The organism is Vibrio sp. GLN_1 (assembly GCF_043106015.1).
Classification (GTDB): Bacteria; Pseudomonadota; Gammaproteobacteria; order Enterobacterales; family Vibrionaceae; genus Vibrio; species Vibrio parahaemolyticus.
On record NZ_JBICMD010000036.1, the window covers coordinates 215,531 to 241,844 of the forward strand.

Genomic DNA, 26,314 nt, shown 5'->3' on the forward strand with positions numbered 1-26,314 from the left:
TAATTTTTAAAATTGTTGTTTTCATTAAATTGGAGGCGATGCTATATATTTGAAATTTCGAAAAGATCTAGTCTCCTTTTTATCCTTCATCATACCTTAGTATATGTCCCACTTTTATTTGAATAGGGATTCGTAATGACTTGGGAGTTTATTGAAAGGAAAGAGGCTTTTGATTACATTGGGCTAAATAATAAATCGGTTAATGAAATTGAACAATTCTTACATGGGCGAGTGAGAATTTCGGCTGCACTCTTTAGCAATAAAAAGCTGTATCTATCAAGACAATCTCTCATCATGCTTGCGTCTCTAAATGAGTATGATCAGAAACAAGTTATCAAAGAAATGTATTTTCTTTCATCGAATCCAAGCGCACCGTCGGTAGTTAGACATAAACGTAATCCATTGCTTCGAATATTTCGCACCAGATATCCCTTCAAAAATTACCATTACCTGTTAACTTGCATACTTATAGATGGAAACGTTGTAATTCATGATATTGCATTTGATGAAAGATTGCATGGCAAGGAGATCGGAAGACATCCAGAACAAAGAACCCAGATGTACCATGTGAAAAAAATAGAAGGTAGAAGAAGTGAATACGATGGAACACAGAGTAACGAGGAAGCGGAGTTACTTTTGGCTGAGTGGGATCATGCTCAGGCACGCTCTACACATCAAGTTAACACGCTTCACGCCTCGGTAAATGGAATGCTGAATGATTATGAGAAAGCAGCGACATTAATGGGAGTTCATACGCAGGTGGCATATACAGAAGATAAGCCTACAGAGTATACGTTGTTTCACAACCCTTCTGATAATGCGAAGCTAGATCTGATTGAATGTGTTTATGACAAAACTCGTTTCACTTCGCACAATGCTCAACACCTTGCAGCGGTAATGAAACAATGTGCGAAGCAGGGTAAACAAGTCAAATGGACAGTACATAGCCAAGGTGCCATTATTTTTAACTCTGCGCTTGAGTATGTTAGAAAAAAGAATCCGAGCTTAAGATTATTGAATCAACAAGTCGTGGTGCACGCAGGGGGCGCAAACACAACGAAGATAGGGAAAAATGCACAGCAGCTTGGCTTGAAGATTAATTACACGAAAACCAGGACTAACCCTTTTGATATTGTCCCCAACATTGCTGCGAGGCAAACTCCATTGTCGACAAGTAGTCTCGTCCGTTGCTGTAAGTTTTTAGGATTGGTGATGAATGGAGAGGTCACAGAGAGCCCACATACATTACCCTATTTTGGTGTTGAATCCTATCGAAGACAACTGATGATGTCTGGTACCAACATGGCTAGTAAACGTTTAAAAGATATTGATACATATTTAAAGAACAAGAGATAGAAATATGAACTTTATTAAAATGTGTAAAGATGGTTTTAGAGGAAAGCCGGATTTCTCTAACTTATTACATAATGCATTTAAGATAGATGACTTAGTACTGTCATTTGAGTGTCCGAATAACATTTATGAAGGACATGTACACCAGGATCTTGTTAATTTAGAACAGTTCGATGTTGAATCAAAAATAGAGAGGCATGAAAGGTTTATAAAGTTAGCTACGGTATGCTTCTTGTTTCACAAAGTAATGTTAAACCCCTTGTTTCCTGTTAATAAACAAGGTGGTTTATATATTAGGTTAAAGGTAAAATCTGCTGGTGAAGGTATTAATAATATTAATCAATTATCTTCATTTTTAGAAAGGGAATATTATGAGTTTTACCATGCATCTGAGCAAAACGAAGGCTCTATGCGGGGGTATCATACAGGCTTGATGAAAGATGTGACTGAACGTGCGAACAAACAATGGGGGGAGAACCCAGAAGGTGAAGACCGAAAAAGGGAAAAAGAAGAATATTTAATTAGAGGTTTTTTAAGAGGTTATCCACCAATAAAGTGTGAGCCCGTTAAAGTTGGAAAAAATAAATACTCAAAATACTCAGAAGGCAACCTGAAGTATAAGAATGAATTACGAAGAGTGTACAATTTACCTATAAAAAATGAATTCTATCTGAGCATAGAATTTTGGTATAAGTACGAATCGATGTTCGCCAAGCAGAAGTTTTTAGATTGGGTGAGAAGTGCCGATGAAACTTTTGAAAAAAAAGTACTAGAGTTACTAGATTTGTCGCCACTTATCGATTCCTGTACGACCGCTAGGATAAAGAGGTTGGGCGAAGACACTAATGCAGAGTAATGCACTTCAATGTAAAAATAACTTCACGGGTGAAAAAGGGCTTCAAACTAAGAGGAGATACATTCATTTTAGATGAGCTTGAATGTCCCACTGGCTATAAACTTGCCACAAGCGAAAGACATAACATGTAGTTAGTTTTAGTGACATATATTGCTATGTTACTTCTATAATTCTGGTTGTTAAGTTTGAATGCACCTTGAGTGGGGTATTATTCTCGTTATCCATTTTTATTATATAATTCATGGGATATTATGTAAATTTTCATTATTTTTAAAAAGTCGGCATGAAGATTACTAATTTGTTAGCAGAGTATCTGGTACTAATATGGCTAGTAAACGTTTAAAAGATACTGATGCATATTTAAAGAACAAGAGTTAGAAATATGGGCCTTATTAAAATTTGTAAAGGTGGCTTTCGAGGAAAACCAGATTTTTCAAACTTGCTACATAATGTATTCCAGATAGATGACTTAGTATTGTCATTTGAGTGTCCGAACAATATATATGAAGGGCATGTATACCAAGATCTTGTGGAGTTAAAACAATTCGATGTTGACTCAAAAGTAGAACGGCATGAACAGTTAATAAAATTGGCTTCTATTTATTTCTCATTTCAAAAAAAAATATTAAACCCTCTATTACCTATAAATAAACAAGGTGGTTTATATATTAGGCTACGGATCAAGTCTGCCAATGAGAGTATTCATTCTATCAATCAGTTGTCTTTATTCATAGAAAAAGAGTATGTGGAGTTTTATCATGCTCTAGAGTCTCCTGATGGATCTAAGCAAGGAGATCATACAGAGATGATGAATGATGCTATCGATTACGCAAATCATCGCTGGGGATTAGAGCCGATAAACGAAGAAAAAAAGAGAGCGAAAGAAGAGTTTCTCGTAGGGGAGTTTCTTCGCGGCTACCCCCCAATTAAATGCCAAGCTATTGATGTTGGAGAGAAAACTTACTCAAAATACGTAGAAGGTAACTTGGAGTATAAGAAGGACTATCGAAGAGTTTACAATTTGCATATCAAAAACGAGTTTTACTTTAGTATCGAGTTTTTATACGAAATCGAGCCTATGTTTGCTCAAAAGAAGTTTTTAGATTGGGTGAGAAGTGCTGATGAAACCTTTGAGAAAAAGGTGTTAGAGTTACTAGAATTGTCTCCGCTTGTTGATTCGTATACTACCTCCAAGGTAGAGAGATTGACGAAACAAAACTGATCCTGTGCGCTCTGACTTTCAACTTAAAGAAAAAAGCCCGCAAAGAATTTCCTCTGCGGGCGTAAAAAGGGCACCAAATTGGGTGTCTATTCATTTTGGAGGTGGTCGAACGTCCATATAAAACTGACAATAGGCTTGGTGAAAGGCTTACCACCAGCGCGACCAACGGGGCTAAAGTTAACATTGTTGTAATCATTGTTAAAATGTTAATTCTTCAATCAATGATTTCATTATCGTTAGTCTGGATTGTGAATATGTTGTTCGACTGTACGCGCAGTGTGCATAAACTCAGTTTTTGATAACCAATTGACTCATAAATTGAGTTTTGCTTATTTGTTTTTGTTATATAAATTCGCTCTCAGTATGTTCTCAATCTTTCATATCTCAGATTAAGGTGACATAAAGTCCTTGCGTTTGTTAATGATGTGTTTTGTTTTTGCGCGAGAGCAGCAGCGTGTTTGAGTGGTAGGTTATGCTCTTAGGTGCGATGGAAATTAAAGCCAAGAAAGTAAAAGAGCAGCCTATTTCGCTCTTTTACTTTGTTAAGATTCGCTTGAGATGTTGACGGCTAATCCCAAGACAAAACCGTCCAATTGGCGTTATCTGCGCGTGCTTTTAATTGAGGGCATGGATTCACCAAATATGCGTAATCTGCATATTCACATAAAGACAAATCATTGATGGAGTCGGTGTAAAAATGGACTTCAGAATAAGATTCTGGCTGAGAATCTAACCATGCTTTCAAGCGTATAACTTTGCCTTCTCGATAACTCGGAACGCCTGCAATTTCAGCGCTGTAGCTGCCGTGCTTCTCAACCAAATCAATTCCTAATGCGACGGGAATTCCTAATCGACGGCCGACCGCTTCGACTAAGAATGTCACGCTCGCAGAGATGATAACCATATCGATGTCATCGCGATCCAACTGTGCTATCAACGTTTTGGATTGCTCAAACTGCTTAGGCAGGATGTGGTGCTCTACACACTCCTCTACCAACGTATGGACGTGTGCAACGGGCATGTCAGCCAATGGTGTCATACAGAATTCTAAGTAGTCCTCCATGTCCATTTTCCCTTCTGCGTACAAGGCCATTAAACGCTGATCTTCCTCGATGAAGTTTGGTTGCGTTGCTATGCCTTTTTCAACCAAAAACGCATTCCAAATCATCGCACAGTCGGCGTTGATTAGAGTTTCGTCCATATCAAAGACGTACAAAGGTTTGGACATGTTAGGCTCTCACTGGTTGAATTTCATTAAGGTTAAACAGCAGCTCTAGTTGACTGCCGTTAGCTAGCAAGCGTTCGGATGAACGGTTGAGCAAATCGACTGTAAGATTGCACTCTTCGACGCATACTTGGTAGCGAATTACATTGCCAAGCAGTTGGTGATTTTTGATGGTTCCCATCTGCGGTGCAGAAATATGGTTTCCGTATTGGCGACCATGCTCTTTCACGTAGATGGACTCTGGACGAATTGCCACCTTCCATTCGGTATCGATATTAAAAAGTTGTTTGGCTTTGTTAGCATCGACCAAGTTGTAATGCCCCATAAACCCAGCCACAAATTCATTGGCAGGGTGAGTGTAGATCGCTTCTGGTGTGCCGGCTTGAACAATCTCCCCTTTGTTCATCAAAAAGATTCGATCAGACATGATCATCGCTTCTTCTTGGTCATGAGTCACAAAGATGGTAGTTAGGTTCATCTCTTTTTGTATATCGCGGATCTGTTGGCGAAGATGCTTACGGATCTTTGCATCCAGTGCCGAAAGCGGTTCATCAAGTAAAAGAATACGAGGTTTAACCACGAGCGCTCGGGCTAACGCCACACGCTGACGTTGGCCTCCAGAAAGTTGGTGTGGGTAGTGTTTTTCTTTGCCTTTTAAGTCAACTAACTCTATGACTTTTGTCACTTCGCGTTGAATTTCATCAGAGGCGAGTTTCTTCATTTTCAAGCCAAAGGCGATGTTGCCCTCAACCGTCATGTTTGGAAACAGCGCGTAAGACTGAAAAACCATACCGATGCCTCTTTCTTGTGGCACTTGGTGGGTGATCTCTTCGCCATTTACCCAGATTTCTCCACCATCAACCGGATTTAAACCCGCAAGACTGCGAAGTAGGGTGGATTTACCACAGCCACTAGGCCCTAAAAGCGTGATGAACTCGCCTTGTTCGATAGCGAATTGAATGTCTTCAAATACCGTATTGTCACCAAAACGTTTGGTAAGGTTTTTTGCGGTTACGTAACTCATTATTCGACTCCTCGGCTGAAACGACTTGCCAACCAAGTCAGTAAGAAAATAAACAGGAAATAGGTCATCACGAGCGCAGATGTGAAGTGGCCGCTGGTTTGACGCATGTTGTACAAGTAGATTTGTAGGGTTTCGTAGCGAGTGCCAACCAAAATATTGGCGAACACGAACTCTCCTAGTAAGAATGAGAAGGAGAGGAACAACGATGCCATTAACCCTTTCTTTAAATTGGGCAAAATGATCAACAAAAAAGCTTTGGTCGTACTTGCGCCAAGCAAGTGCGCGGCGTCCATCAAATCATGTAAATTGATGGCGTCAAAGCTGTTGGAAATGGCGCGATACATAAATGGCAATGCGATGGTGAAGTAAGTGCCCACTAAAATCCAGGGTGTACCGATGAGGGAAATTTCGCTGTCAGCATAGAGTTGAAGAAGGCCCACAGACGAAACCACGGGTGGTACTGCAAATGGCAGCAAAATCAGGATATTCATCAGTTTGTCGAGTTTCGGAAAGTAGTAAAACACTACGAAAATCGCAGGCAGTACGAGAACAACACTTAGCGCTAGTGCTGAAAGGCCAATAAAGAGCGAGCGACCAAACGCCTGTAAGAAGCGAGGATCCGTAAGCAGTTTAATGTACCAGTCAAAAGTGAAACCATCAGGCAGAATCGTTGCGCCCCAGCGAGAAGAAATCGAGTAAATGAACGTCGCTAGAATCGGGATCAGCATGATTCCGACGATGGTGTAAACGACGCTTTTATGGAATCGAGAATTTATGTCTTGCATGGTTTACTTCCTGCTTTTTTTAGCTGCGTAACTTTTGGCAATCAGCCACTGGTTAATCACCGTAATAAACGCCAACAGCGCCATTAAGATGACCGAGATGGCGGCTGCTAAATTTGGCTCTAGGAACAAATCACCAGACACCAAACTAGCTATACGAATGGTAATGACGTTGTAGTTACCAGAAGTGAGCGCATAGACGCTGGCATACGCGCCGATCGCATTGGCGATCAAAATAATGAAAGTGCCAAACAGGGCAGGAGAAAGCACAGGCAAAGCCACTTTCGCCCAATAATGCGAAGTTCTTGCCCCCAACAGTGCAGCCGCCGCTTGCCAATCATCGCTCAGCGCATCAAAAGCGGGATAAAGCAGTAAAACCGCCAGTGGGATTTGGAAGTAGATGTAAATCGCCAGCAAGCCCCATTTGCCGTACAAGTCAAAATCACTGAGCAAACCATATTGCTTGAGCAACAACGTAATCGCGCCGTTTGTGCCTAAGATGATGATGAAGGCAAACGACAGAGGTACGCCTGCAAAGTTGCTGCTCATGTTGGTGAAGGCAATCACGGCGTCTTTTAGCTTACTGTCTACTCGGCGTAAGGAAGAAACCAACAGCGTCGCGATGGCGAGTCCGAAAATACTCGACCAAACGGACAGCCATAAACTGTTTCCGAATGCTTGCAGCATGAACGCAGAATCGAGTACTTCGATGTAGTTATCAAGAGCGAACTCTCCATCGTAGATAAAGCTGTTAAACAGCACCCAAATCATGGGCGCGAGTTGAAATAGGTAGAAAAAAAGCACAAAGGGAACCAGCCAGATTGCGGGTTTGATGCGCTTGAGCCAAACGCTCGTTGTTGGTTTCGCCGTGCGGCTCGCGCTTGGTGATAAAACAGAACTGCTCATAGTGCTAACAACGCTTGCGTGTAAGGTTTATTGTGGTCAAGGTTTAACAACTGACAAACCGTGCCACAAATCTCGGTTTGCTTAACGTGACACTCTTGATGTGTGAACTTGTCGCCAATCACAAACATCGGAACTTCACGCTCTTCAGGGAGAATACCGCCGTGAGAAAGATCGTTGTTCATGCCATGGTCACTGGTGACGATGATCTGATAGCTATCGGCCAACCATTGCACGATGTAATTGGAGAGAATGATGTCTGCACCACGTGCTGAGTTGCGGTATTGGCGAGAATCCAATCCGTGCTTGTGACCCATGTCATCAATGTTCATTGGGTGGATCAGCAAAAAATCAGGCTGGTGAGTGCGACGCAAATGTTCAGCGTCTATGAAAAGCGCTTCATCAGGATAATGATCCCAATGATAGAAACAGCCGTGCTGAATATTCATTGTTTCATCGTTCGTAAAACGATCGCGAATCGGCTCAAATGGGGCGCGGTTATAGAGCTCGCTCACCCAGTGGTAAGCCGCCGCCGCCGTCACTTTGCCTTGCGATTTTGCCAAACTAAAGATGGAATCATGATTCGACAGACGAACGATATTGTTGTTCACAATGCCGCTTTCTACGGGGCGAACCCCAGTTAAAATGCACTCATACAGTGGACGCGACATTGAAGGGAGTTCACATTGCACGGGGTAAAGCGTGGCGCGCATTTCTGGTCGTGAATGACCATGTTCTAGTAGACCGTTTAGGTAGCCCATACAATTGCGGGCTACCTGATAGTTCAGTCCATCTAGAACAACAAGGATAACCTTATTGCTCATGATAAATTCTCAATACTTCTTGGAGGGAGGTTACTGTTGGTGAATCAACACACTTTCTTGCCATTGACGTGGCAGCTTACGTGCTGATTTTTCCCATGCAGAGAAGTCGGTCACTGGGTGAACGTTGCTGTACTGGTCATTTGCAATCAGCTTGTCTTGCACAGATTTTGGCAGAGTAATACTGGTGCGAATTGGACGTGCGTAACCTTCTGCTAGGTTGATTTGGCCTTGGTCACTAAAGATGTACTCACGAGCCAATTTGGCTGCGTTTGGATTTTTCGCGTATTTGTTGATGATGGTTGTGTAACCAGAAATCACGGAACCATCTTGTGGAATCGTGACAGTAAAGCGCTCGCGGTCAATCTTGTCGCGGTAGTTCAGCGCGTTGAAGTCCCACATGATCGCCACTTCAACTTCGCCTTTTTCTAGGTTGGCGATGTTCGGATCGGTAAATGACAAGCGACCTTGTTTCGCCAGTTCAGCAAAGAACTTGATTGCTGGTTTAAGGTTCGATTCGTCACCACCGTTGGCAAAAGCGGCTGCCAAAACCGCGTTGTTCGCTTGCGCCGCAACGCCTACGTCTCCAACCGTCACTTTGTAGTCACCTTTGAGTAAGTCACCCCAAGTTTTTGGTGCGTCTTTGACTAGGTTGTTGTTTGAGATAAAAGAGATAGTGCCAGTGTATGCCAGCGCCCAATGGCCATCTTTATCTTTCGCCCAATCGGGAATGTCATTCCAAGTGGTCGGTTTATACGGTTGAGTTACGCCTTTTTTCACGGCAACTCGCGCAAATGCAAAACCGACGTCACCGATATCTGCGGTCGCATTTTTCTTCTCTGCTTCGAATTTCGCGATTTCTTGTGCAGAGCTCATGTCAGTGTCTTGATGTTTCAAACCGTAGTTTGATTGCAAATCAGCCCACGTGTCTTTCCAGTTTGCCCAACTGTCTGGCATGCCCACACTGTAAACCGAGCCTTCTTTTTGAGCGGCTTTTACTAGGGATTCTACATTGGCATTCGCTGAAAAAGCAGGCGCCGATAATGTTGCTGTAATTGCGGTGGCTGCAAGCAGTTTGGCAGGCACGGCAGTGGAACGGCTAAGCAAAGTTTTCATTGTCTCTATCCTTCTGGACTAGGTCAGTAAGTTCGCTTTTTATCCTATGGGGGGAATGTGACGGTTTGGTGCAGATAATTTGACAGTTATGATTCACTTCTGTGGCGTTTGTATTTCATTTGATGAAGAAGTGAGCAGTTTGACTTGTCATATTTCTGTTACTTAAGCCGCTTATGTTGTTGAGAAAATATCTATTGGACTAGGTCAGAATGAAAGCAACAGGTGCGGGCCAGTTAGGGACGCAGTTAGGAAAAATTAAAACCAGCTTGAGACAGCAAATTCACTCTGGCGTGGTTTCTCAAGGGCAAAAACTGCCTTCAGAAAGAGAGTTAAGTGAGCTGTTTTCTACCACCCGAATCACGATTAAAGATGCGTTAGTCTCGTTGGAAACCGAAGGACTGATTTATCGAGAAGAACGCCGTGGTTGGTACGTGTCTCCTGAGCGAATCTGCTACAACCCGTTGTCGCGTTCTCACTTTCATCAAATGATTCGTGAGCAGCATCGGATTGCAGCCACCCAACTGATCAGCGTGCGCAGTGAAATGGCGGCAGGGGATTACGCAAAAGCGCTTGATATCGAGCAGATGACGCCAATCCACATCATTGAGCGTTTGCGTTGTATTGATGGGCGAGCCGTGCTGTTTGTTGAAAACGTGCTAAAAGCGAGTTTGTTCGATGGTATTTTGGCAGAGAATCTGACTATGTCGCTGACGGGCATTTACCGTGAGAAATATGGCTACGAAACAATGCGTTCTCGATTCGATGTCATTCCAACGTCAGCACCAGCACATGTGGCTAAAGCATTGAATCTGGCTGAAGGACAACCTGTACTGAAAATATGTCGCGTGAACTACAAGCAAGACGGCGAGCTAATGGATTGCGAGTTGGAATACTGGCGACCTGACGCGGTGATGATTCGCATAGACAGCGTGGGATAAACAGCAGAATTAAAAAGAGCCCAATTAAGGGCTCTTTGCATTTTATGGGGTTGGGTATCTAAACCAGACTTAAACCAAACCTTGATCCTTCGCCATTTGATTGGCAATGCTCGGTGCTTTCAAAATACTAGGTAGCAAAATGAAAGATACAGGAACTGCGGTAATCACAATGAAGGATTGCAGCGCAGTGATGCCGCCAGAACCCATAGAAATCAGCGCGATAGCCACAACGCCCATCATCAATCCCCAAAACGAGCGAATCACTGCGTTTGGCTCGGCAGAACCCGTCATTACTACACTGATGGTGTAGGTCATCGAGTCTCCAGTCGTAACGATGAAGGTGGTGGTCAAAATCAAGAACAGCACGGAAATGATCATTGGAAATGGCAGTTCACCAGTGATTGCAAGCAATACGGCTGGAAGGTTGAAGCCTTCAAAAGCCGAAGAGATCAATCCCGGATTCGCGAGCTCGAATGCTAAACCGCTACCGCCCACGATGCTGAACCAAAAACAGGTGATCAGCGGCGCAGCAATACTGATGGACAAAATCAATTGGCGAATTGTACGGCCACGCGAAATACGTGCGATGAAGATTGCCATCATTGGCCCGTAACCAATAAACCAACCCCAGAAGAACACCGTCCACCAGCTTAACCAGCCAGTGTCACCGCGATAAAGCGCCATCGGGAAGAAGTTATCCACCATGCGGCCTACGCCTTGCACATAGCCATCAATAATAAAGCTCGTTGGGCCAAAGAACAGGATGTAACCGATCAGCAGTACCGACAGGATGATGTTGTAACGGCTCACAAGTTGGATGCCTTTGCTTACGCCACTTAGCGCCGAAAGCGTGTACATAACGATGGCAGCGACAATCACCATGCTTTGGGTAATGAAGTTATCTGGGAAACTAAATAATGAGTTCAGCGCGTAGCTGATTTGCAAACCAAGAAAGCCAATAGGGCCGATAGTGCCAGCGGCAACGGCGATGATGCTGCACGCATCCGCCAGGTTACCAATCCAGCCATGAATCGCTTTGTCGCCAAAGATTGGGTAAAGCAACGTGCGTGGTTTAAGTGGCAAGCCTTTGTCGTAGTGCAGGTGCATCAATACGATGGAAGAAAGGCAACCGAGAATCGCCCAAGCCAAAAATCCCCAGTGCATAAACGACTGAGATAATGCATTGATTGCAGAAGTTTTTGGTGAAGCTTCAGCATACAAAGGTGGCGCTGTAACAAAGTGAGCAATTGGCTCGGCAGCAGCCCAAAAAACACCACCACCAGCGAGTAGGGTGCACAGTACAATCGACAGCCATTTAAATGTGTCGATGTCTGGTTTCGCTAAGCCGCCCAAACGTACATACCCTGTACGACCAAACGCGAGAGCCAAACCGATAAGGAAATTGAGAAGAAGCAATACTTGCCAGTAAGCTCCGAAATATTTTGTCGCAAACCCAAAGCCTGCGTTAACCATTGCGGTTAGAGATTCGGTGTTCGTCAATGCAAGCAGAACGAACAAACTGAGGAAGCTACCACTCAACCAGAATACTGGATTGGTGAGTTCGAGGCGTTTCAGTAGGGAAGGGGGATGAATGGCAGAATAGTCTGCTTCCTGAATAGGAGTATGGGGGGCGGCATTCGTCATATTTGACATAATTACTTCGCTTTTTAGGGCTCGGAAGCCGTGCATTTCCCCTCACATCAAGTCGATGAAAAGTGTGAGGATGTTCAAAAAGCCGCTGATGGTAACATGTCGAGATAGCGAATATAACCGTAGATTTAGATTAATTTTTAACACTTTAGCCAAGCCTCTGATTTTTTTGCAGAGATTTTGACTGAAATTTTAGCGTGAAGTGCGCCGCATTTCGTTTGTAAATGACATTCCCCTTATTCTTGTAGGGACTCATCAGAATTACATTGAGCCAACCTGTTCTAATAAAAATTAAAGGTCTTACCCTATGGCTCAAATTGAACTCAACGGGACGTGGCAACTTACCTCACCACAGCGTTCAGATATCGATATTCCTATGAATTTACCCGGCGATAATGTCTCGGCATTATTGCAAGCAGAGCTCATCCCCAATCCTTACTTTGCTGACAACGAAGCCAAAGTCCGCTGGATCGAAGCGTGTGATTGGCATATTGAACGACAGTTTGAAGTGGGCGATTCCACGCTGCGCGCTTCTCATATTTGGATGACGCTGACTCGCGTTGACACTTTGGCTCAGTTCTTTATCAATGGTGAGCGAGTACTAACTAGCAGCAATATGTTTGCCCAGCAACGTGTGGATATTAAACCGTATTTAAAACAAGGTACTAACACAATTCGGGTTGAGTTTGCTCGGGTGGATTTAGAAGGTATCGCAAGAGCAAAAAAACTGCCATTTCCTATTCCATCGGCAATGGGCAACAACCAAATTCCACACATGAATTTGATCCGCAAAACACAATGCCATTCCGGATGGGATTGGGGCATTTGTTTGATGGTATCGGGAATTTACGACCCAATCCAAATAGATGTAGTGACCGACATTTGGTTAAAAAATGTCTCAACCGAGCAACAATGGCAAGCCGATGGCAGTGTGATTTTAGACGCGCTGGTGGAAGTGCAAACCGGCAACCAAAGCCATCATGTTACCGTGGAATTTGATGGCGAAGTTCAATTTATTCAAACCGAAGGAAGTGGTCACTATCACTGTCAGTTCCATGTTCAAAAGCCGCAACTCTGGTGGCCAGCAGGTTACGGCGATGCGCATTTGTACACCATTTCTGTTGGTTGTGGTGAGCAAACGCTGTCGCGCAAGATTGGACTTCGTCAGTTGAGCTTAAATAGTCAGGCAGATGAACATGGCTCTGCGATGGAATTTATCGTCAATGGCACGCCTATTAATGCCAAAGGTGCGAACTGGATTCCTGTCGATGCGATGCCGGGGCGAGAATGTGAACGCCGCTATCGAGACCTACTGCAAAGTGCGGTTGATGCCAACATGAACATGATTCGAGTGTGGGGCGGCGGTCAGTACGAGAGTGAAACCTTTTATAACCTTTGCGATGAACTCGGTTTGCTGGTGTGGCAAGACATGATGTTCGCCTGCTCGTTGTACCCATCAAACGACGAGTTTTTAAGAGACGTAGAAGAAGAACTTCGATTCCAAATTCCGCGTCTTAAAGCGCATCCTTCCATTGCACTTTGGTGTGGCGATAACGAAGTAATTGGTGCCATTGGTTGGTATGACGAATCTAAGCACAACAAAGTGAAATACACCGTCAATTATGACCGCCTCAATCGCATGATTGAACAAGTGATTACTCAGCAAGATGATTCGCGCCGCTTTTGGCCGAGCTCTCCCTGCAATGGCGAGTTGGATTTTGGTGACGCATGGCACGACGATAGTAAAGGCGACATGCACTTTTGGGATGTATGGCATTCGGGTAAATCATTTAGCGCGTATCTAAACATTAACCCGCGTTTTTGCTCTGAATTTGGCTTCCAATCTTGGCCATCTTTCGCGGAGGTGAAGCAGTTTGTACCCGAGCGAGACTGGAACATCACTTCACCAACGTTCGAGCAACACCAAAAGAATCCACGTGGTAACAGCATCATCACTGAGATGTTTACTCGTTACTTCCGTTTTCCATCGGGCTTTGAGCAGATGTTGTATTTGAGCCAGGTGCAACAAGCGATGGCCATCAAAACCGCGTGTGATCACTGGCGTGCGATTTCTCCAATTTGTCGAGGTATGCTGTATTGGCAGCTCAATGACAACTGGCCCGTCAGTTCGTGGTCAAGCTTGGAGTACAGCGGCCGTTGGAAGCAGTTGCACTACCATGCGAAGCGATTTTTTGCGCCGCAGTATTTGGTATTTTCCGAGCATACAGGCAAGTTGAGCCTGCATTTGCTCAATGATGCCAAAGATCCCGCAAGCGTCAGTGCACAGCTCAAGTGGGTAGATTGGCAAGGGGAAGAAAAGCAATGTTGGAGCTTAGAACAGACGGTCATAGCAGACAGTAATACGATTTTGTGGCAATTGGATGAATCGTTTGAGAAGGATGAACTTACGTCAGGCTTCTTCTACGTTGAAGCGCAAATCGGTGAAGACAGAATAAGCAACACATGGTTTTGCACTCATGAGCTGAAAACTTTACCGATGGCGAAAGCCAATATTGATGTCTCGATTGAGAGCAGCCAAATTACATTGGTTGCGGATAAGCCTGCTTTCTTTGTGCATGTGGAGTGTGATACGCAAGGTCGTTTTAGTGATTCCAGCCTCACTCTTCTGGCGAACCAACCTGTAACGATTGAGTTTTTGGGAGACGATCTGGCCGCAATGTCGGCATCATTACGGGTTTACCATTTGATGCAGTAAACACAAACTCAACGTTGAAAGGGGGCTTCCATGCTCCCTTTGTTGTTTCACACTAGAGCAAATTACGTTTTGCCCACGTAATGGCCTGCATGCGGTTTTTGACTTCGAGCTTACGGAAAATACTATAGAGGTGCGATTTCACCGTGTGCTCACTGACAAAGAGCGAATCGGCAATATCAAGGTTTGAGCCACCCTGACACAGTGCAGAGAGCACTTGCATCTCACGACGGGTCAGTTCCATTTCGAGTTTCGTTTCTAGCTCACCGACGGTATTGTTTAGGCTCAATAGGTGGCCAATCAGTTGATTGAGAATATCGCGAGAGAGCCAATTCTCTCCGTTCAAAATGCCTTTTAGCCCCATCATTACCTTGTCGAAATCATCCTCAAAATAGAACAAACCTTTCAAGTTTGACCAAGTGAGTAAGCTCTCGATCCTCAGATTCGGTTCTGCGTTGACCAATACAGTCGCATCTACGTGCTCTAACTCACTGAGAGTTTGTTTGACCTCTGGCAATTCAGGGAGAGAACTATCGACTATCGCTATATAGTGTTCATCGCGGGTGCTAGGGAAATTGACGTCAGCGCCTTGGGTTAAAAGTACGGGTTTTTCTAGGTTCTGTTCAATAGCGGTTTGCAAGCCGCGACCTTGAATGTTGTTGAAGGTGAACAATAAGACGGTGTTGTAGGTTGTGTTGGTATTCATCATCAATGAACCTCCTGTCGAGACTGCATAAACTCATTTCCTACTTGATGAAAGCGATAGAGCACCAGGTCTAACAGCCCATCAAAGCAATATTTCACCATGGGGTTTCCGAAGATTTGTGTGGCGGGGGCTCTAAAGAACGTAACTCGCCGATGTTGATAGAAGTCCCGAATAAAAATGTCGAAGAGAAGTTGTTTAATCACGGGCTCATGAACCGGGAAATGGATGATCGTATTTCCCATGACTTGGAGAATGTCGGTGACTAAGTACTTCAGTATCGAGCGCCCTAAATGCCAAAAGCTGAGAATCCTAAATTCAGACCTCAGCTCTTGATAAATCAAATGGCCAACCAACATGCCTTCACAGTAGTAGAGGCGGGCCTTGCTGGGGGATTCATTGAATTGATTGAGCGTATCTTCTATTCCGCCGGGCGTGATCAGTTGTTTGTGTACGGCGTTAATTTGCTCATATTCCGTCAAACTGATTTGGCTAAGGGCGCAATTTTTCACATCGGTTACACGGTATTCGTAAACAATGTCTTTAAAGCTCAAATAGATGCTTTTGCTTTGTGAAGCTTTGACCCGTTTGTATTCGCTGGAGGTGTATTGATACTGCTTGCCGATGTAGTGAGCGAAAGCAAGCCGCTTGAGCAAACTGGGCGTTACTTTACCGCTTTCCCACTGGCTTAATGTGGGTTGATTTAAGCTTTCAAAAGCGCTGTAACTTCGGGCTAGCTCATCCGCTAATTGGCCTTGAGTTAACCCCCTTTCCTTTCGAATAGCAGCCACTGCATGCGAAAATTCTAACTTACTAACCATATATCTACGTCCTGAAATTATTATATTTTTGAGTGCTTCTCAGCGGCTCGGACCGAGCCAAAACTTTATGTTCTTGATCTTTTAGTGAGGTACATCATTTGGTCAGCATGTTGAATTAAGGAATCGCTACAGCTTCCTTCATGAGGAAAGCGAGCCATACCAACACTTAAACCGATGTGAACGTTTTGAAAATGGATAAAAATGGGTGCACTGCATGCGTGATGCAGCAAAGACTGAAATTGTTCTAACTCCTTGGTGTCTTCGATGTTTGGCAGGCACAGAATAAACTCATCGCCTCCGATGCGTGTCGCGAACTGGCCGTCGTCTAACAGATGCAAAATACGTTGGGCAGTGATCTGCAACACCTTATCTCCGGCGTCGTGACCAAATTCATCATTCACGGCTTTAAAGCCATCAAGATCGATGTACAACAGAGTAAACGGTTGGGCACGTTGAATCTGTTGTTCGATCAGTTGATTGCCTTTAAAGCGGGAATAGCACCCAGTGAGCTCGTCGATTTCGAGCAATCGTTCAAGCTTTTCCACCTGTTCATATTGTTTTTGCCAAATGCCATGCCAATAACACTCGATAGAGCGTAGTCCTTTGTAAATAAACAGGTTGAACAAAAATAAAAACGTACTTTGAATGAAAAATTCTTTTAAAGCGTGGAGTTTAAAAGGGTCATTCCCTGCCGTTATCAAATCAATGTAAAAGCAAAAAGTCATTGATAAGGCGTACGTAAAGAACGACCAAAAAACACCGAACTCAACCATAGTCAAGAGTAGGTTGATCGTCACCAACGACGAAAAAAGAAAATGTCCGCCTAAGAAAAAGTACAGGTAAAAAGTGAGGGTGTAACCGAGGATTAGGGCAATGACGACAGATTGATGTTTTTGCTCGAGCGTGAAAGTTCGACTTGCCCAAAGGTAAGTAAAACAAGTGCTCGCGGATAATACGTAAGGAAGGTATACAACAAGATTAACCCCTCTGATTGCACAAGCGAATAGGGTAAAAATAATCCCCAAACTTGTAGAGCGCATGTAGTAGCGCGTAAAAATTTTGGTGAACTGCGTTCTGTCCATCGTTATGTCTCTTAGGAACAGCAAATAATGGGCAGTCAGGGAGAGAAGTCTGTATGGGCTGAGTGTGAATGGAGGACGGGAGAAACACAGAAAGTGCGCCGCTTAGGTTGGGAAATGCTGGGCGCATATGCTTTCTCGGGCGTTGTTCTCGTCTGCATGCGACACTGCATTTCATAAAGTTGCTCGATACCTACTGCCGTTTTTATAAACTATTCTATGAGGCAGCATGGCATAAAACTATACGGTTTTCGGGAAAATGCTCCGATCTCAATATGTCCGCATAAAAAGTAGGTTAAAAGCCAATTTATTGAATAAAAGCTAAAACTTAAGTGTTAGGTAGGTTGAGATAAATGGTCTTAAAGTTAAGATTTCTACCTAAGCTTTTGATGAACGCGGTAGCCAACAACATAGCCAATGTAGAATAACGCAGCGAGCGTAATGAATGCTGTGACGTAGGCAAAAATGCTATTCAGCCCTAGCCCGAAAGCCAGTGTAAATGCGATGCCGTTCACTGCTTCTGCAGGCATCATGTACCAATCAGCATGAACGGAAGATCCGAAGAGGAGAAATGTGCAAAGTAAAACGATCGTGCCGCCGAGCAAGCCGACCCATCTGCTATTGTTCATGTTGTAATCCAGGGGTTACCGAAGTAACGTAACAAAATATTTCAGAGCCGGCATTATACAACCGAGAGAGGGTATAGGTGGTAGAAATATTTGCCTCACAAACTAAGAGGCCATCTAAGTGGCCTCTTTTTAACCGATTTAACGGCATCCGTTATGATGCAAAGGTGTGAGGCTTGTAAGAAACCTAACCTTTGGCATTCGTTTCGGGTTGTGCTTCTGGTTGTAGCGTCCAATCACCACCAAGTGATTTGTAGAGCGCAATCGTAGCTTGTGCGGTTTGCAACTTTGCCGCGACTTGCTGATCTTGCATCATGCGTTGCTGACGTTGCGCATCTAAAACCGATAAGTGATCAATCAAGCCTGCTCGGTACAGTGACTTGGCTTTGTTGACGGCGTTATTGGTGGCTTTCAATGCATCATCGATTCGGCGCTGATTTTCTTGGCTGCGGCCATAAGTAAACAGCGAGGATTCTGTTTCTGCCAAAGCCGCCTCTACCGTATGTTGATAAGACAATGTCGCCGAATCAAAACGCGCTTGGTTAATGGCTTCAATTGCCTCGCCACGACCCCCATCGAACAAGTTCCAGCTTACGCCTGCCGCGCCCATCCAACCGAAAGAATCGCTACTGAAAAGATCGTCAAAGCTTGACGCCGACAACCCCGGAGCGCCTGTCAAAAAGAACTTCGGATATTGATCAGCAACGCTTGCTGCTAACTCTTCATTGAGCGCGGCCATTTCGCGCTCTGCTAAGCGGATATCGGTACGACGTTTCAACAGATCGGAAGGTAAACCGACCGGCACCATGTCCTGCATGACAGGTACACTATGCTGCTTAGATAGGCGGATTTCGACTTGCGTTAGCGGCTCACCAAGCAATACTGCTAAACGATGTTTGTGCGCTTGTTGTGCAATTTCTAACTGCGGAACGAGCGATTCCATCGCCGCAAGCGTGGCCTTTGCTTGGGCTAAATCGAGATCAGAACCGTAGCCGCTGCGCACGAATTTTCCGACGAGGTCGAGTGTGCGTCGTTGATCTTCTAAGTTCGACTTTGCCAATTCAAGGCGCTCACTCGCGCCTTGGTATTGCAAGTAGTTGTGAATCAAATCCGCTGTGATCACCGTGTTCAAGCCGCTTTGATAGATCTGAGCTTGTTCGAGACGAATTTGCGCCGCGTTCGCTTGGCGGTCGATGCGCCCAAACAGATCAGCCTCCCAAGCTATACTCGCGCCTGCAAATACGCCATCGTGCTGATTATCCATTAGGGTGACGTTACCAATTTGAGGTGGCAGACCCGACACGGAATCACTGAGTGGATTCAATATCGGACCGAGTGAAGAGTCATTTTTACTGAACTGATAGTTCATGTAACCCGCACCGAGATTAATTGTCGGTACCTTGAATGACTCCACCATGGTTTTATAGTTGTTGGCCATTTTCACCCGCTCGGCCGCCACTTTCAGCGGAATGTTTTGGCTCTGCATGTCTTGAACCATTTGATTCAACACCGGATCGTGAAACTTAGTCCACCAAAACTCAACGTGTTGTGAATCGGTACTCAACCCTGCATTTTCGGCGTTCAAGTAGGTTTCTGCCATGCTGGTGGTCGGTGCTTGGTAGTCTGGCCCCACTGCACAGCCCGCTAAACTTAGGGCTAGAACGACAGGCGTTAGAATGAATTTTTTCACGATGACGCCTCCTCTAGCTCAGCGTTGGTTTGTGTGGATGGTGCTTTTTCTTTGTAAGCAAGGCGATACAGCGCAGGCATGACAAACAGTGACAATATGGTTGCGGCTGCCAAGCCTCCGATGATGGTTGCCGCCATTTGGTCAAACAGCAGATCTGACAGCAGCGGGATCATGCCGAGCGCGGTCGTTAACGCACCCATAGAAATGGCCATAGTACGGTTGACCGTGGCTTCTTTGATCGCGTCAGACAAGCTCTTGCCATTTGTGCGTTCGAGCTCAATTTGATCCATTAGTACGATGCCATTTTTGATGATCATCCCGGTTAGTGTGATAGCTCCGATCAGCGCCATAAAGCCAAATGGTTTATCGAATCCAAGCAGAGCAAACACAGCCCCTGATGCTGCCAGTGGTAGCGTTGCGAGGATGATGATTGGCTGCTTAAAGCCGTTGAACATCGCGACTAAAATGATCACCATGATCAGCATTGCTTTTGGTTGCTGCTTCATGATGTCGGTGACCGCTTTGTCTTCATCGTAATATTCGCCTCCCCATTCCATGCTGTAACCCGCCGGAAGTTGGATAGCTTCAACCTGATCTTTAATGGCATTTCTTACATTCGCTGGTGTGGAGTCTCGGCTCACACCCGCTTGAACCGTGATGGTTTTCACGCGGTCTCGTCGCCAAATCATGCTCTCTTCGGTGACCAGTTCGAATCCATCCACCACTTGACCAAGCGGAACGCTGTTAAAGCCAAGTAGAGAGCGCACAGGTAGCGTTTCTAGTGACGCCATGTTTTGCGATGTGCCACGTAACTGAATTGGAATCAGCTCATCATTCAGGTTCATTTGTCCGAGCGGCATGCCGTCTGATGCGCGTTTTAGCGCGAAAGCGAAATCGGCGCGGTTAATTCCTGCTTGACGCATTTTGTCTTGGTTTAGAATCGGCTTGAGCACTTTGCTTTCTTGGCGCCAATCATCGCGAATGTATTTTGCATCAGGGTTTGAAGCAAAAATCGTTTTCGCTTCCGCCGCTAGTTGATGTAATACGGTTTCATCCGGACCAGAAAAACGCACCTCAACCGCGAACTTATCTTTGGTTGCCAGCTTCAGCGCTCGGAAGCGAGGTTCGGCATCCGGAAACGCCTCTTTCAGCCAATCATCGCCACGCGTTACCAAGTGACTGATGCTCTCGTAGTCTTTGGTGTTGATCAGAATCTGCCCGTAGGCAGGGTCGAGCGGCTCAGGCTCTACCGTTACCGAGAAGCGAGGTGCACTGGTGCCGACATAGCTAGAGATACTTTCCACTTCTGGTTGTGCGACCAACCATTCTTCAACTTTGCGCATGTCTGCCGAGGTTTGTTCAATCTTGGCACCATTGGGTAGCCAGTAATCGAGAAACACAATTGAGCGATCCGACTGAGGAATAAAGTTCACGGCCACATACGGGATTGCCACGGCGGTGACTAAAATCAACGGAACCAAAGCGGCTAATGCTTTACGCGGGTTGTCCACCGTCCAGAATACCAACTGTTTATAACGGCTCGGTTTAGTCTCTTCGTTGTTAGCTTTTGACTTGATGAACATCCACGCCATTAATACCGTAAACGTCATCGCGACGATCCATGAAAGCAACAGTGACGACGCCACAATGTAGAACACAGAGCTCGCAAACTCGGCGGAGTCGGTTTTGGAGAACAACACTGGGCTTGCGCCCATAATCGCGATGACAGTTGCACCTAAAAGTGGCACGGAGGTCTCTTTGACGGAATCAATCGCGGCGCGAGTTCGCTCGATACCTTTGTTGAGCTTGGCGATCATCATATCGGTGATCACAATGGCGTTATCCACCAACATGCCCAGTGCGAGAATAAACGTACCTAGCGAGACGCGGTGCAAATCGATGCTGGCGATGTTCATGTATACAAGCGTGAGCAAAATCGTCAGGAGCAAGCTTGCGCCAACGATGGTCGCACTCTTAAAACCCATGAAGACCAACAACACCACAAAAACAATCGCGACACTTTCAAGCAGGTTGCCAACAAAGTCGTCGATAGACTTTTGTACTTCTTCAGGTTGATAAGCAACGGTCGAGATGTCGACACCCAGCGGCAGCGTTGCCTGGTAGTTAGCGATGATGTCTTGAATCGTATCGCCAAGTGACACCACGTTAATGCCTTGAACTGGGCTCACCGCCAAAGTCACAGCGGGCTCTCCGTTGTAGCGGTTTTCTGCCAATGCTGGTGTTTGATAACCCATGGTGATGTCGGCGATGTCACCAAGACGAATCAACCCCGAGCCAAACTCGCCGGTGCCACCATTGATGATTAAATTGCGAATGTCTTCTAGAGACTGAAACTCACTGGTTTGCGCAATACGAATACGCTCTGTACCCGCATCGAATTTTCCCGCTTCGAACGTGCTGTTTTGTGTGCTCAGTTGGTTCCAAACTTGTGCGATCGACAAACCATATTGAGCCAAGCGCTCGTCTGGCATATCGATATGTACAACGCGAGGTTGAATGCCGTGTAGCTCGATCTTTTTGATGCCGTCGACGGCTTTGATTTGGCGTTGCAGCTCTTCGGCGTAGCGACGCAACTCTTCTGGCGCAGCATCTGTGCTGTGGATAGAGAAAAGCATGCCGTAGACTTCAGAGAACTCGTCTTGTACTACGCTGATCTGCGCGCTGGAAGGCAGCTGCAGTTTTACATCGTCCACTTTGCGTCTCAATAAGTCCCATTCCTGCGGAAGTGCTTTGGAATTAAGGCTCTCTTTGAGGTCAACAAAGACCATAGACAAACCTGGGCGAGACAATGAACGCAAGCGATCCAACTCCGCCATTTCCTGCAATTTGGTTTCCACGGTATCGGTGACTTGGTGCTCGACTTCTTCGGCAGACGCACCCGGATAAAGGGTCACGACTACCGCAGTTTTTACTGTAAAGCTCGGGTCTTCCAACTTGCCTAAGTCGAAGTAAGAATAGATGCCAGCGATCACGCTCAATACGATAAAGAACAGAACGAACTTACGTTGGCGAATCGCGAATTCAGCTAAATTGATCATGGATTCGCACCTACAACGTCTTGATGGTCAGGTTTGGGGCGGCATCGCCCTCGCTCAGATAATGGCTACCGCTGATCACCACATAATCGCCTTGCTCAAAACTTCCGGTCACACACGCTTGGTATGCGTCGATAGAGTCAAGGTTGACCGGCTCTGAATGAATAACCGCATCACGAACCACCTTCACGTGCAGAGTTTGTTTCTCACCCAAAATTGCAGAGTAAGGAAAGCAATGGCTTGAGTGACTGGTGTTGAGCGCGGTATTTACTGTGACGGCTTTACCGTTGAATAGCGCACTGGAAATCGAATCGATGTCTAGCGTGACGGTATAGGTTTGTTTGAGCAGGTGCTTCTTCGGCGCGATTTCTGCCACGGTTGCTCGGTAGGATTGCTCCGAATCATACCAAGTCAACGATGCTGGCTGACCTAGTGCGAATTGCGCAATCATATTTTCCGGCACGTCGATGTCCACTTCCCAGCTGCCTTCTTGCTGAATTGACACAACACTGCCGCCCGGCAAGGTTTGTTCATGTGGATCAACAGAAACGTCGGCAACAATGCCAGTGAATGGTGCACGTAGAGTGGTGTAACGCAGGGCATCTTTTGCACGTTGGATGTTTTTCTCAACCACTTTGACGGCAGAGAGGCTACGTTCGTAGCTGCTGATGGCTCGGTCTAAGTTTACGCTGGCAATGGCATCATCAGAAGTCGCTTGTTTTACGCGCTTTAACTCGGCTTTCGCGAGTTTGTGGGCTGATTGCGCTTCTAACATGCGCGCTTGTAATTCTTCTAGTGAGACTTGGTAGTCGTGCTTGTCTAGCGTGGCAATGACTTGGCCTTTTTCTACCACGCTGCCTTTATTTACGAACACGCTTTCCACGGTGCCGGGTACACGAAAAGAGAGTGAGGCGGTTTCTTTTGCTTTTACGATCCCGCTGAATGATTTATTGAGTTCTTCATTCCTTTCGTTGACTTCAATCACTTGAACGGGTCTGGATGCGCTTGGCTCCTCAACCTGAGGTTGAGCTTGATTACAGCCGAGTAGAGAGAGCGCGATAGTGCTCAGCGCAGCGGTTTTGATTTGATGATTCATAAGATGGCTCCATAATTTCGGCGCCATCTTATAATTCACAGATGTTCAGATAATCATGCGTGCGCATGATTCAATGTCACAAATTTTATGACAATAAATGCAAACTACAAAAGTTTTGGGATTTTATTGCACAAATGTTCAATAAGTAACCGGCTAGCTTGGTTCAGCGTTTTCGGTTGAGGATAGAGTAACCACCCCGTTTCTTCCGTGACAGCATATTGAGACAATACTTGCACCAATGCACTGGATTCGAGCTCATTTTTTACCAACAGTTTTGGGATATAACTGATGCCGCGGTCAAGCACTGTGGAGCTTTTAATAAAGCCGATGTTGTTGGAAATGAGTTTTGGTTTGAGTGCTACGTTTTGTTCCTGAAAATGCCAAAGGTTGTCGACATTGCCATTTGGCCAACGAAAACAAATGCACTGATGATCGCTCAACTCTTCTAATGTGGCGGGCGTGCCGTGAGTTTGAAGATAGTTCGGTGAGGCAACGACACATCGGTCTAGCGTTAAGATCTTTCTCGCGACAATGTCTGAATCAAACAGCATGCCGCCGTGCAGCGCGATGTCCAACCCCTGCTGAAACATATCAATAAAGCCATTGTTGATATTGCGAATGTCGAGTTCGACCTGCGGGTATTGATCCTGAAATTCAAACAAAATGGGTTGAAGATGTTCATAGGTTTCTGGCAGAAGGCCAAGTTTGATTTTGCCTCTGACCTCGATGCTTTCGTTACTGGCTTGCTGGTTTGCCGAATCAAGCAAGGTGAGTACTTTTTGTAGATCTTGGTAGTAGGCATCGCCTTTGTTTGTCAGCGAAAGGCTGCGAGTGGTGCGGTGAAAAAGTTGCGTTCCGAGGTAACGTTCCAGTTCTCCAATGCGTCGACTAACATTTGCTCGTGGCAAGTCCAAAGCATTGGCTGCCGCTGTAAAGCTGCCAAGTTGGACGACTTTGGTGAACAGTTTTAGATCGTCAATTTTCACTCTTGAACTCCATACTCTTTGAGTGCCGTGCTAAACCCTGACACTCTAGAGTATTGATGTGTGGTATACAAAACTTATTATTAATTATCGAAATATAAATAAGGACTTCAACATGTTGAGATTTATACAACGTCGCCGCATTAAGAAAGTGATTAAGCTAATGAGTACCAGATTGATAGTGGGATACGGCAGTCGTGAGTACTTTTCCGTCGGTCAGGTAAAGACGAGCACCAGCGAGTTAAGCGCGTGCCAACAAAAAATTGCGTTGGCGTTGTATGCGAATCCGCAAGATCTTGATTTGGAAAATCAACCAGAGTTGCAAGCCATCCGCTCTGATGTAGCGCATGACTTCTTTGCTGGTGTCGATTATACCGCTCAAGATGTGCTTCATTTATTCGGTGCTGGTGGCTGGAAAGGCGGCCGAATGGAAGATGGAATGTCTCATCATTTTGGTATGCACAGTCGCTATTAAAAACGCGCATTAATTTTATAAATTCGATAAATATTTTTGTTGTTAAAGATTAATTAAATTTTCTTTCAATTGGGTAACAATTACCTAATTATGCACCCGAATCCCAGCGCGTCGCTGGACTGGTTGGATCGCATACCATGAAATTAATCATCAAAGGATTGGGGCTGAGTGCTCTTGTGCTCAGCATGTTTGCTCATGCAGATAGCAAAACGTTGAACGTTTATGCATGGGGTGGCTATTTGCCGGAAGCATCGTTAAAAGCGTTCGAAAAACAAGAAGGCGTTACGATTAATTATTCGACCTTTGAGAATAATGAATCAATGTACACCAAGCTAAAATTGCTAAAAGGTTCTGGTTACGATGTGGTTTTTGCTTCTGCGTACTTCATTGAAAAAATGGGTCGAGAAGGACTGCTTTCGAAAATAGATCACGCTCAAGTGCCAAACATGCAAGACACAATGGACGGGTTACTCGGCCAAGCGCACGATCCGAAAAATGATTACTCATTGCCTTATATTTGGGGCATTACCGGGATCAGCTACAACGAATCCATGGTTGAGCAACCAGTGACAAAATGGGCTGACTTATGGGAGTCGCAATACGAACAACAAGTCATGCTGATTGATGACGTTCGCGATGTGTTCGGTATGGCGCTGAAGAAAAATGGCCATAGCGTGAACACAAAAGACGAAGCAGAAATCAAACAGGCTTTCGATTCCTTAGTGGCGCTGAAAAATAACGTATTGCTGTACAACTCAGATGCACCTCAAGTCCCTTACGTGTCCGGTGAAACATCGGTCGGCATGCAATGGAACGGCAACGCATTCCAAGGGCAGGTTGAAATGCCTGAGCTGAAGTTCGTGATGCCGGAAGAGGGCGCGGTATTGTGGATGGACAACTTCACTATTCCGTCTGGCAGTAAAAACAAAGCATTGGCGCATAAATTTATTAACTTTATGTACCAATCAGAGAACCAAGCGGAAATCGTGACCAGTTTGGGTTATGCGTCGGCAACAAACGCTGGGCGTGACAAATTGCCAGAAGAGTTGAAAAACAACCGTACTATTTTCCCTTCATCAGAAGACATGAAAAAAGGCGAGTTTATTAATGATGTTGGCGCAGAAACGTTAGCGATTTACGAAAAGTACTGGCAACGTTTAAGAACGCAATAAGCAACGTCTT

Annotated in this window: 22 protein-coding genes; 7 read left to right on the forward strand and 15 right to left on the reverse strand. The window is 45.2% G+C overall.

Translation table 11 applies throughout. From position 1 onward, the window contains the following. The first annotated feature begins 135 nt into the window (after positions 1 to 135). From ACF8OV_RS18800 to ACF8OV_RS18810, 3 genes are all read left to right on the forward strand, one after another. Positions 136 to 1,356 carry an alpha/beta hydrolase gene (locus tag ACF8OV_RS18800; protein WP_023583954.1) on the forward strand — a complete coding sequence of 407 codons (1,221 nt, stop codon included), beginning with the start codon at positions 136 to 138 and terminating at the stop codon, positions 1,354 to 1,356. A gap of 4 nt (positions 1,357 to 1,360) precedes the next feature. Then, entirely contained in the window at positions 1,361 to 2,209 is an 849-nt protein-coding gene (locus ACF8OV_RS18805) for a DNAase (RefSeq protein WP_140275728.1), read from the forward strand. A gap of 382 nt (positions 2,210 to 2,591) precedes the next feature. Beyond that, a complete protein-coding gene (locus ACF8OV_RS18810) occupies positions 2,592 to 3,431 on the forward strand; it encodes a DNAase (protein ID WP_203504403.1) in 840 nt (279 codons plus the stop codon). A 568-nt stretch (positions 3,432 to 3,999) separates the two neighbouring features. Here the strand turns inward: ACF8OV_RS18810 and ACF8OV_RS18815 are convergent. Genes ACF8OV_RS18815 through ACF8OV_RS18840 form a run of 6 tightly spaced genes read right to left on the reverse strand, consistent with a single transcriptional unit; the run spans position 4,000 to position 9,302 of the window. Then, positions 4,000 to 4,659 carry an HAD family phosphatase gene (locus tag ACF8OV_RS18815; protein ID WP_140203247.1) on the reverse strand — a complete coding sequence of 220 codons (660 nt, stop codon included), beginning with the start codon at positions 4,657 to 4,659 and terminating at the stop codon, positions 4,000 to 4,002. A 1-nt stretch (position 4,660) separates the two neighbouring features. Then, on the reverse strand, positions 4,661 to 5,680 hold the full coding sequence (locus ACF8OV_RS18820) for an ABC transporter ATP-binding protein (protein WP_029792262.1): 1,020 nt from the start codon (positions 5,678 to 5,680) through the stop codon (positions 4,661 to 4,663). Further along, positions 5,680 to 6,465: an ABC transporter permease gene (locus ACF8OV_RS18825; protein WP_065766918.1), complete on the reverse strand. Its 786-nt coding sequence runs from the start codon at positions 6,463 to 6,465 to the stop codon at positions 5,680 to 5,682. The genes ACF8OV_RS18820 and ACF8OV_RS18825 overlap by 1 nt, the downstream gene beginning before the upstream one ends. 3 nt (positions 6,466 to 6,468) lie before the next feature. Continuing rightward, positions 6,469 to 7,368 (reverse strand): ABC transporter permease subunit, encoded by a 900-nt coding sequence (locus ACF8OV_RS18830; RefSeq protein ID WP_203504405.1) that lies wholly within the window; start codon positions 7,366 to 7,368, stop codon positions 6,469 to 6,471. Further along, the gene (locus tag ACF8OV_RS18835) at positions 7,365 to 8,189 is read right to left on the reverse strand and encodes an alkaline phosphatase family protein (protein WP_023583960.1); all 825 of its coding nucleotides are present in this window, start codon (positions 8,187 to 8,189) and stop codon (positions 7,365 to 7,367) included. The genes ACF8OV_RS18830 and ACF8OV_RS18835 overlap by 4 nt, the downstream gene beginning before the upstream one ends. Before the next feature lie 30 nt (positions 8,190 to 8,219). Then, positions 8,220 to 9,302, reverse strand: coding sequence for an ABC transporter substrate-binding protein (locus ACF8OV_RS18840; RefSeq protein WP_023583961.1), 1,083 nt, complete (start codon positions 9,300 to 9,302; stop codon positions 8,220 to 8,222). 209 nt (positions 9,303 to 9,511) lie between these two features. Here ACF8OV_RS18840 and ACF8OV_RS18845 point away from each other — a divergent pair, with 209 nt between their 5' ends. Further along, the gene (locus ACF8OV_RS18845) at positions 9,512 to 10,240 is read left to right on the forward strand and encodes a UTRA domain-containing protein (RefSeq protein WP_021452453.1); all 729 of its coding nucleotides are present in this window, start codon (positions 9,512 to 9,514) and stop codon (positions 10,238 to 10,240) included. Between the two features lie 69 nt (positions 10,241 to 10,309). On the opposite strand, the gene ACF8OV_RS18850 is transcribed toward ACF8OV_RS18845, so the two are convergent. Beyond that, positions 10,310 to 11,893: a BCCT family transporter gene (locus ACF8OV_RS18850; RefSeq protein ID WP_317676219.1), complete on the reverse strand. Its 1,584-nt coding sequence runs from the start codon at positions 11,891 to 11,893 to the stop codon at positions 10,310 to 10,312. A 304-nt stretch (positions 11,894 to 12,197) separates the two neighbouring features. On the opposite strand from ACF8OV_RS18850, the gene ACF8OV_RS18855 reads away from it, so the two are divergent. Then, positions 12,198 to 14,606, forward strand: a complete 2,409-nt coding sequence (locus ACF8OV_RS18855; protein ID WP_203504409.1) for a glycoside hydrolase family 2 protein — start codon at positions 12,198 to 12,200, stop codon at positions 14,604 to 14,606. 52 nt (positions 14,607 to 14,658) lie between these two features. Here the strand turns inward: ACF8OV_RS18855 and ACF8OV_RS18860 are convergent, their stop codons facing one another. The 8 genes from ACF8OV_RS18860 to ACF8OV_RS18895 all read right to left on the reverse strand — a co-directional run bounded on the left by ACF8OV_RS18860 (position 14,659) and on the right by ACF8OV_RS18895 (position 24,660). After that, complete coding sequence (locus ACF8OV_RS18860) at positions 14,659 to 15,312, reverse strand: LuxR C-terminal-related transcriptional regulator (protein WP_025508663.1); 654 nt, start codon at positions 15,310 to 15,312, stop codon at positions 14,659 to 14,661. Then, positions 15,312 to 16,127, reverse strand: coding sequence for a helix-turn-helix domain-containing protein (locus ACF8OV_RS18865; RefSeq protein ID WP_005479824.1), 816 nt, complete (start codon positions 16,125 to 16,127; stop codon positions 15,312 to 15,314). Before ACF8OV_RS18865 ends, ACF8OV_RS18860 begins: the two co-directional genes overlap by 1 nt. Before the next feature lie 65 nt (positions 16,128 to 16,192). Further along, positions 16,193 to 17,209, reverse strand: a complete 1,017-nt coding sequence (locus ACF8OV_RS18870) for a GGDEF domain-containing protein (protein ID WP_005479826.1) — start codon at positions 17,207 to 17,209, stop codon at positions 16,193 to 16,195. A 371-nt stretch (positions 17,210 to 17,580) separates the two neighbouring features. Beyond that, a complete protein-coding gene (locus tag ACF8OV_RS18875; protein WP_011106259.1) occupies positions 17,581 to 17,835 on the reverse strand; it encodes a hypothetical protein in 255 nt (84 codons plus the stop codon). Between the two features lie 184 nt (positions 17,836 to 18,019). Then, positions 18,020 to 19,522, reverse strand: coding sequence for an efflux transporter outer membrane subunit (locus tag ACF8OV_RS18880; protein ID WP_203504411.1), 1,503 nt, complete (start codon positions 19,520 to 19,522; stop codon positions 18,020 to 18,022). Beyond that, the gene (locus tag ACF8OV_RS18885; RefSeq protein WP_203504413.1) at positions 19,519 to 22,581 is read right to left on the reverse strand and encodes an efflux RND transporter permease subunit; all 3,063 of its coding nucleotides are present in this window, start codon (positions 22,579 to 22,581) and stop codon (positions 19,519 to 19,521) included. Before ACF8OV_RS18885 ends, ACF8OV_RS18880 begins: the two co-directional genes overlap by 4 nt. Before the next feature lie 10 nt (positions 22,582 to 22,591). Further along, positions 22,592 to 23,674: an efflux RND transporter periplasmic adaptor subunit gene (locus ACF8OV_RS18890; RefSeq protein ID WP_203504415.1), complete on the reverse strand. Its 1,083-nt coding sequence runs from the start codon at positions 23,672 to 23,674 to the stop codon at positions 22,592 to 22,594. Positions 23,675 to 23,778: 104 nt separating this feature from the next. Then, positions 23,779 to 24,660 (reverse strand): LysR family transcriptional regulator, encoded by an 882-nt coding sequence (locus ACF8OV_RS18895; protein WP_203504417.1) that lies wholly within the window; start codon positions 24,658 to 24,660, stop codon positions 23,779 to 23,781. Positions 24,661 to 24,772: 112 nt separating this feature from the next. On the opposite strand from ACF8OV_RS18895, the gene ACF8OV_RS18900 reads away from it, so the two are divergent. Beyond that, on the forward strand, positions 24,773 to 25,132 hold the full coding sequence (locus tag ACF8OV_RS18900) for a DUF6559 family protein (protein ID WP_005479810.1): 360 nt from the start codon (positions 24,773 to 24,775) through the stop codon (positions 25,130 to 25,132). Positions 25,133 to 25,269: 137 nt separating this feature from the next. Then, a complete protein-coding gene (locus ACF8OV_RS18905) occupies positions 25,270 to 26,304 on the forward strand; it encodes a PotD/PotF family extracellular solute-binding protein (protein ID WP_005373831.1) in 1,035 nt (344 codons plus the stop codon). The last annotated feature ends 10 nt before the right edge of the window (positions 26,305 to 26,314 follow it).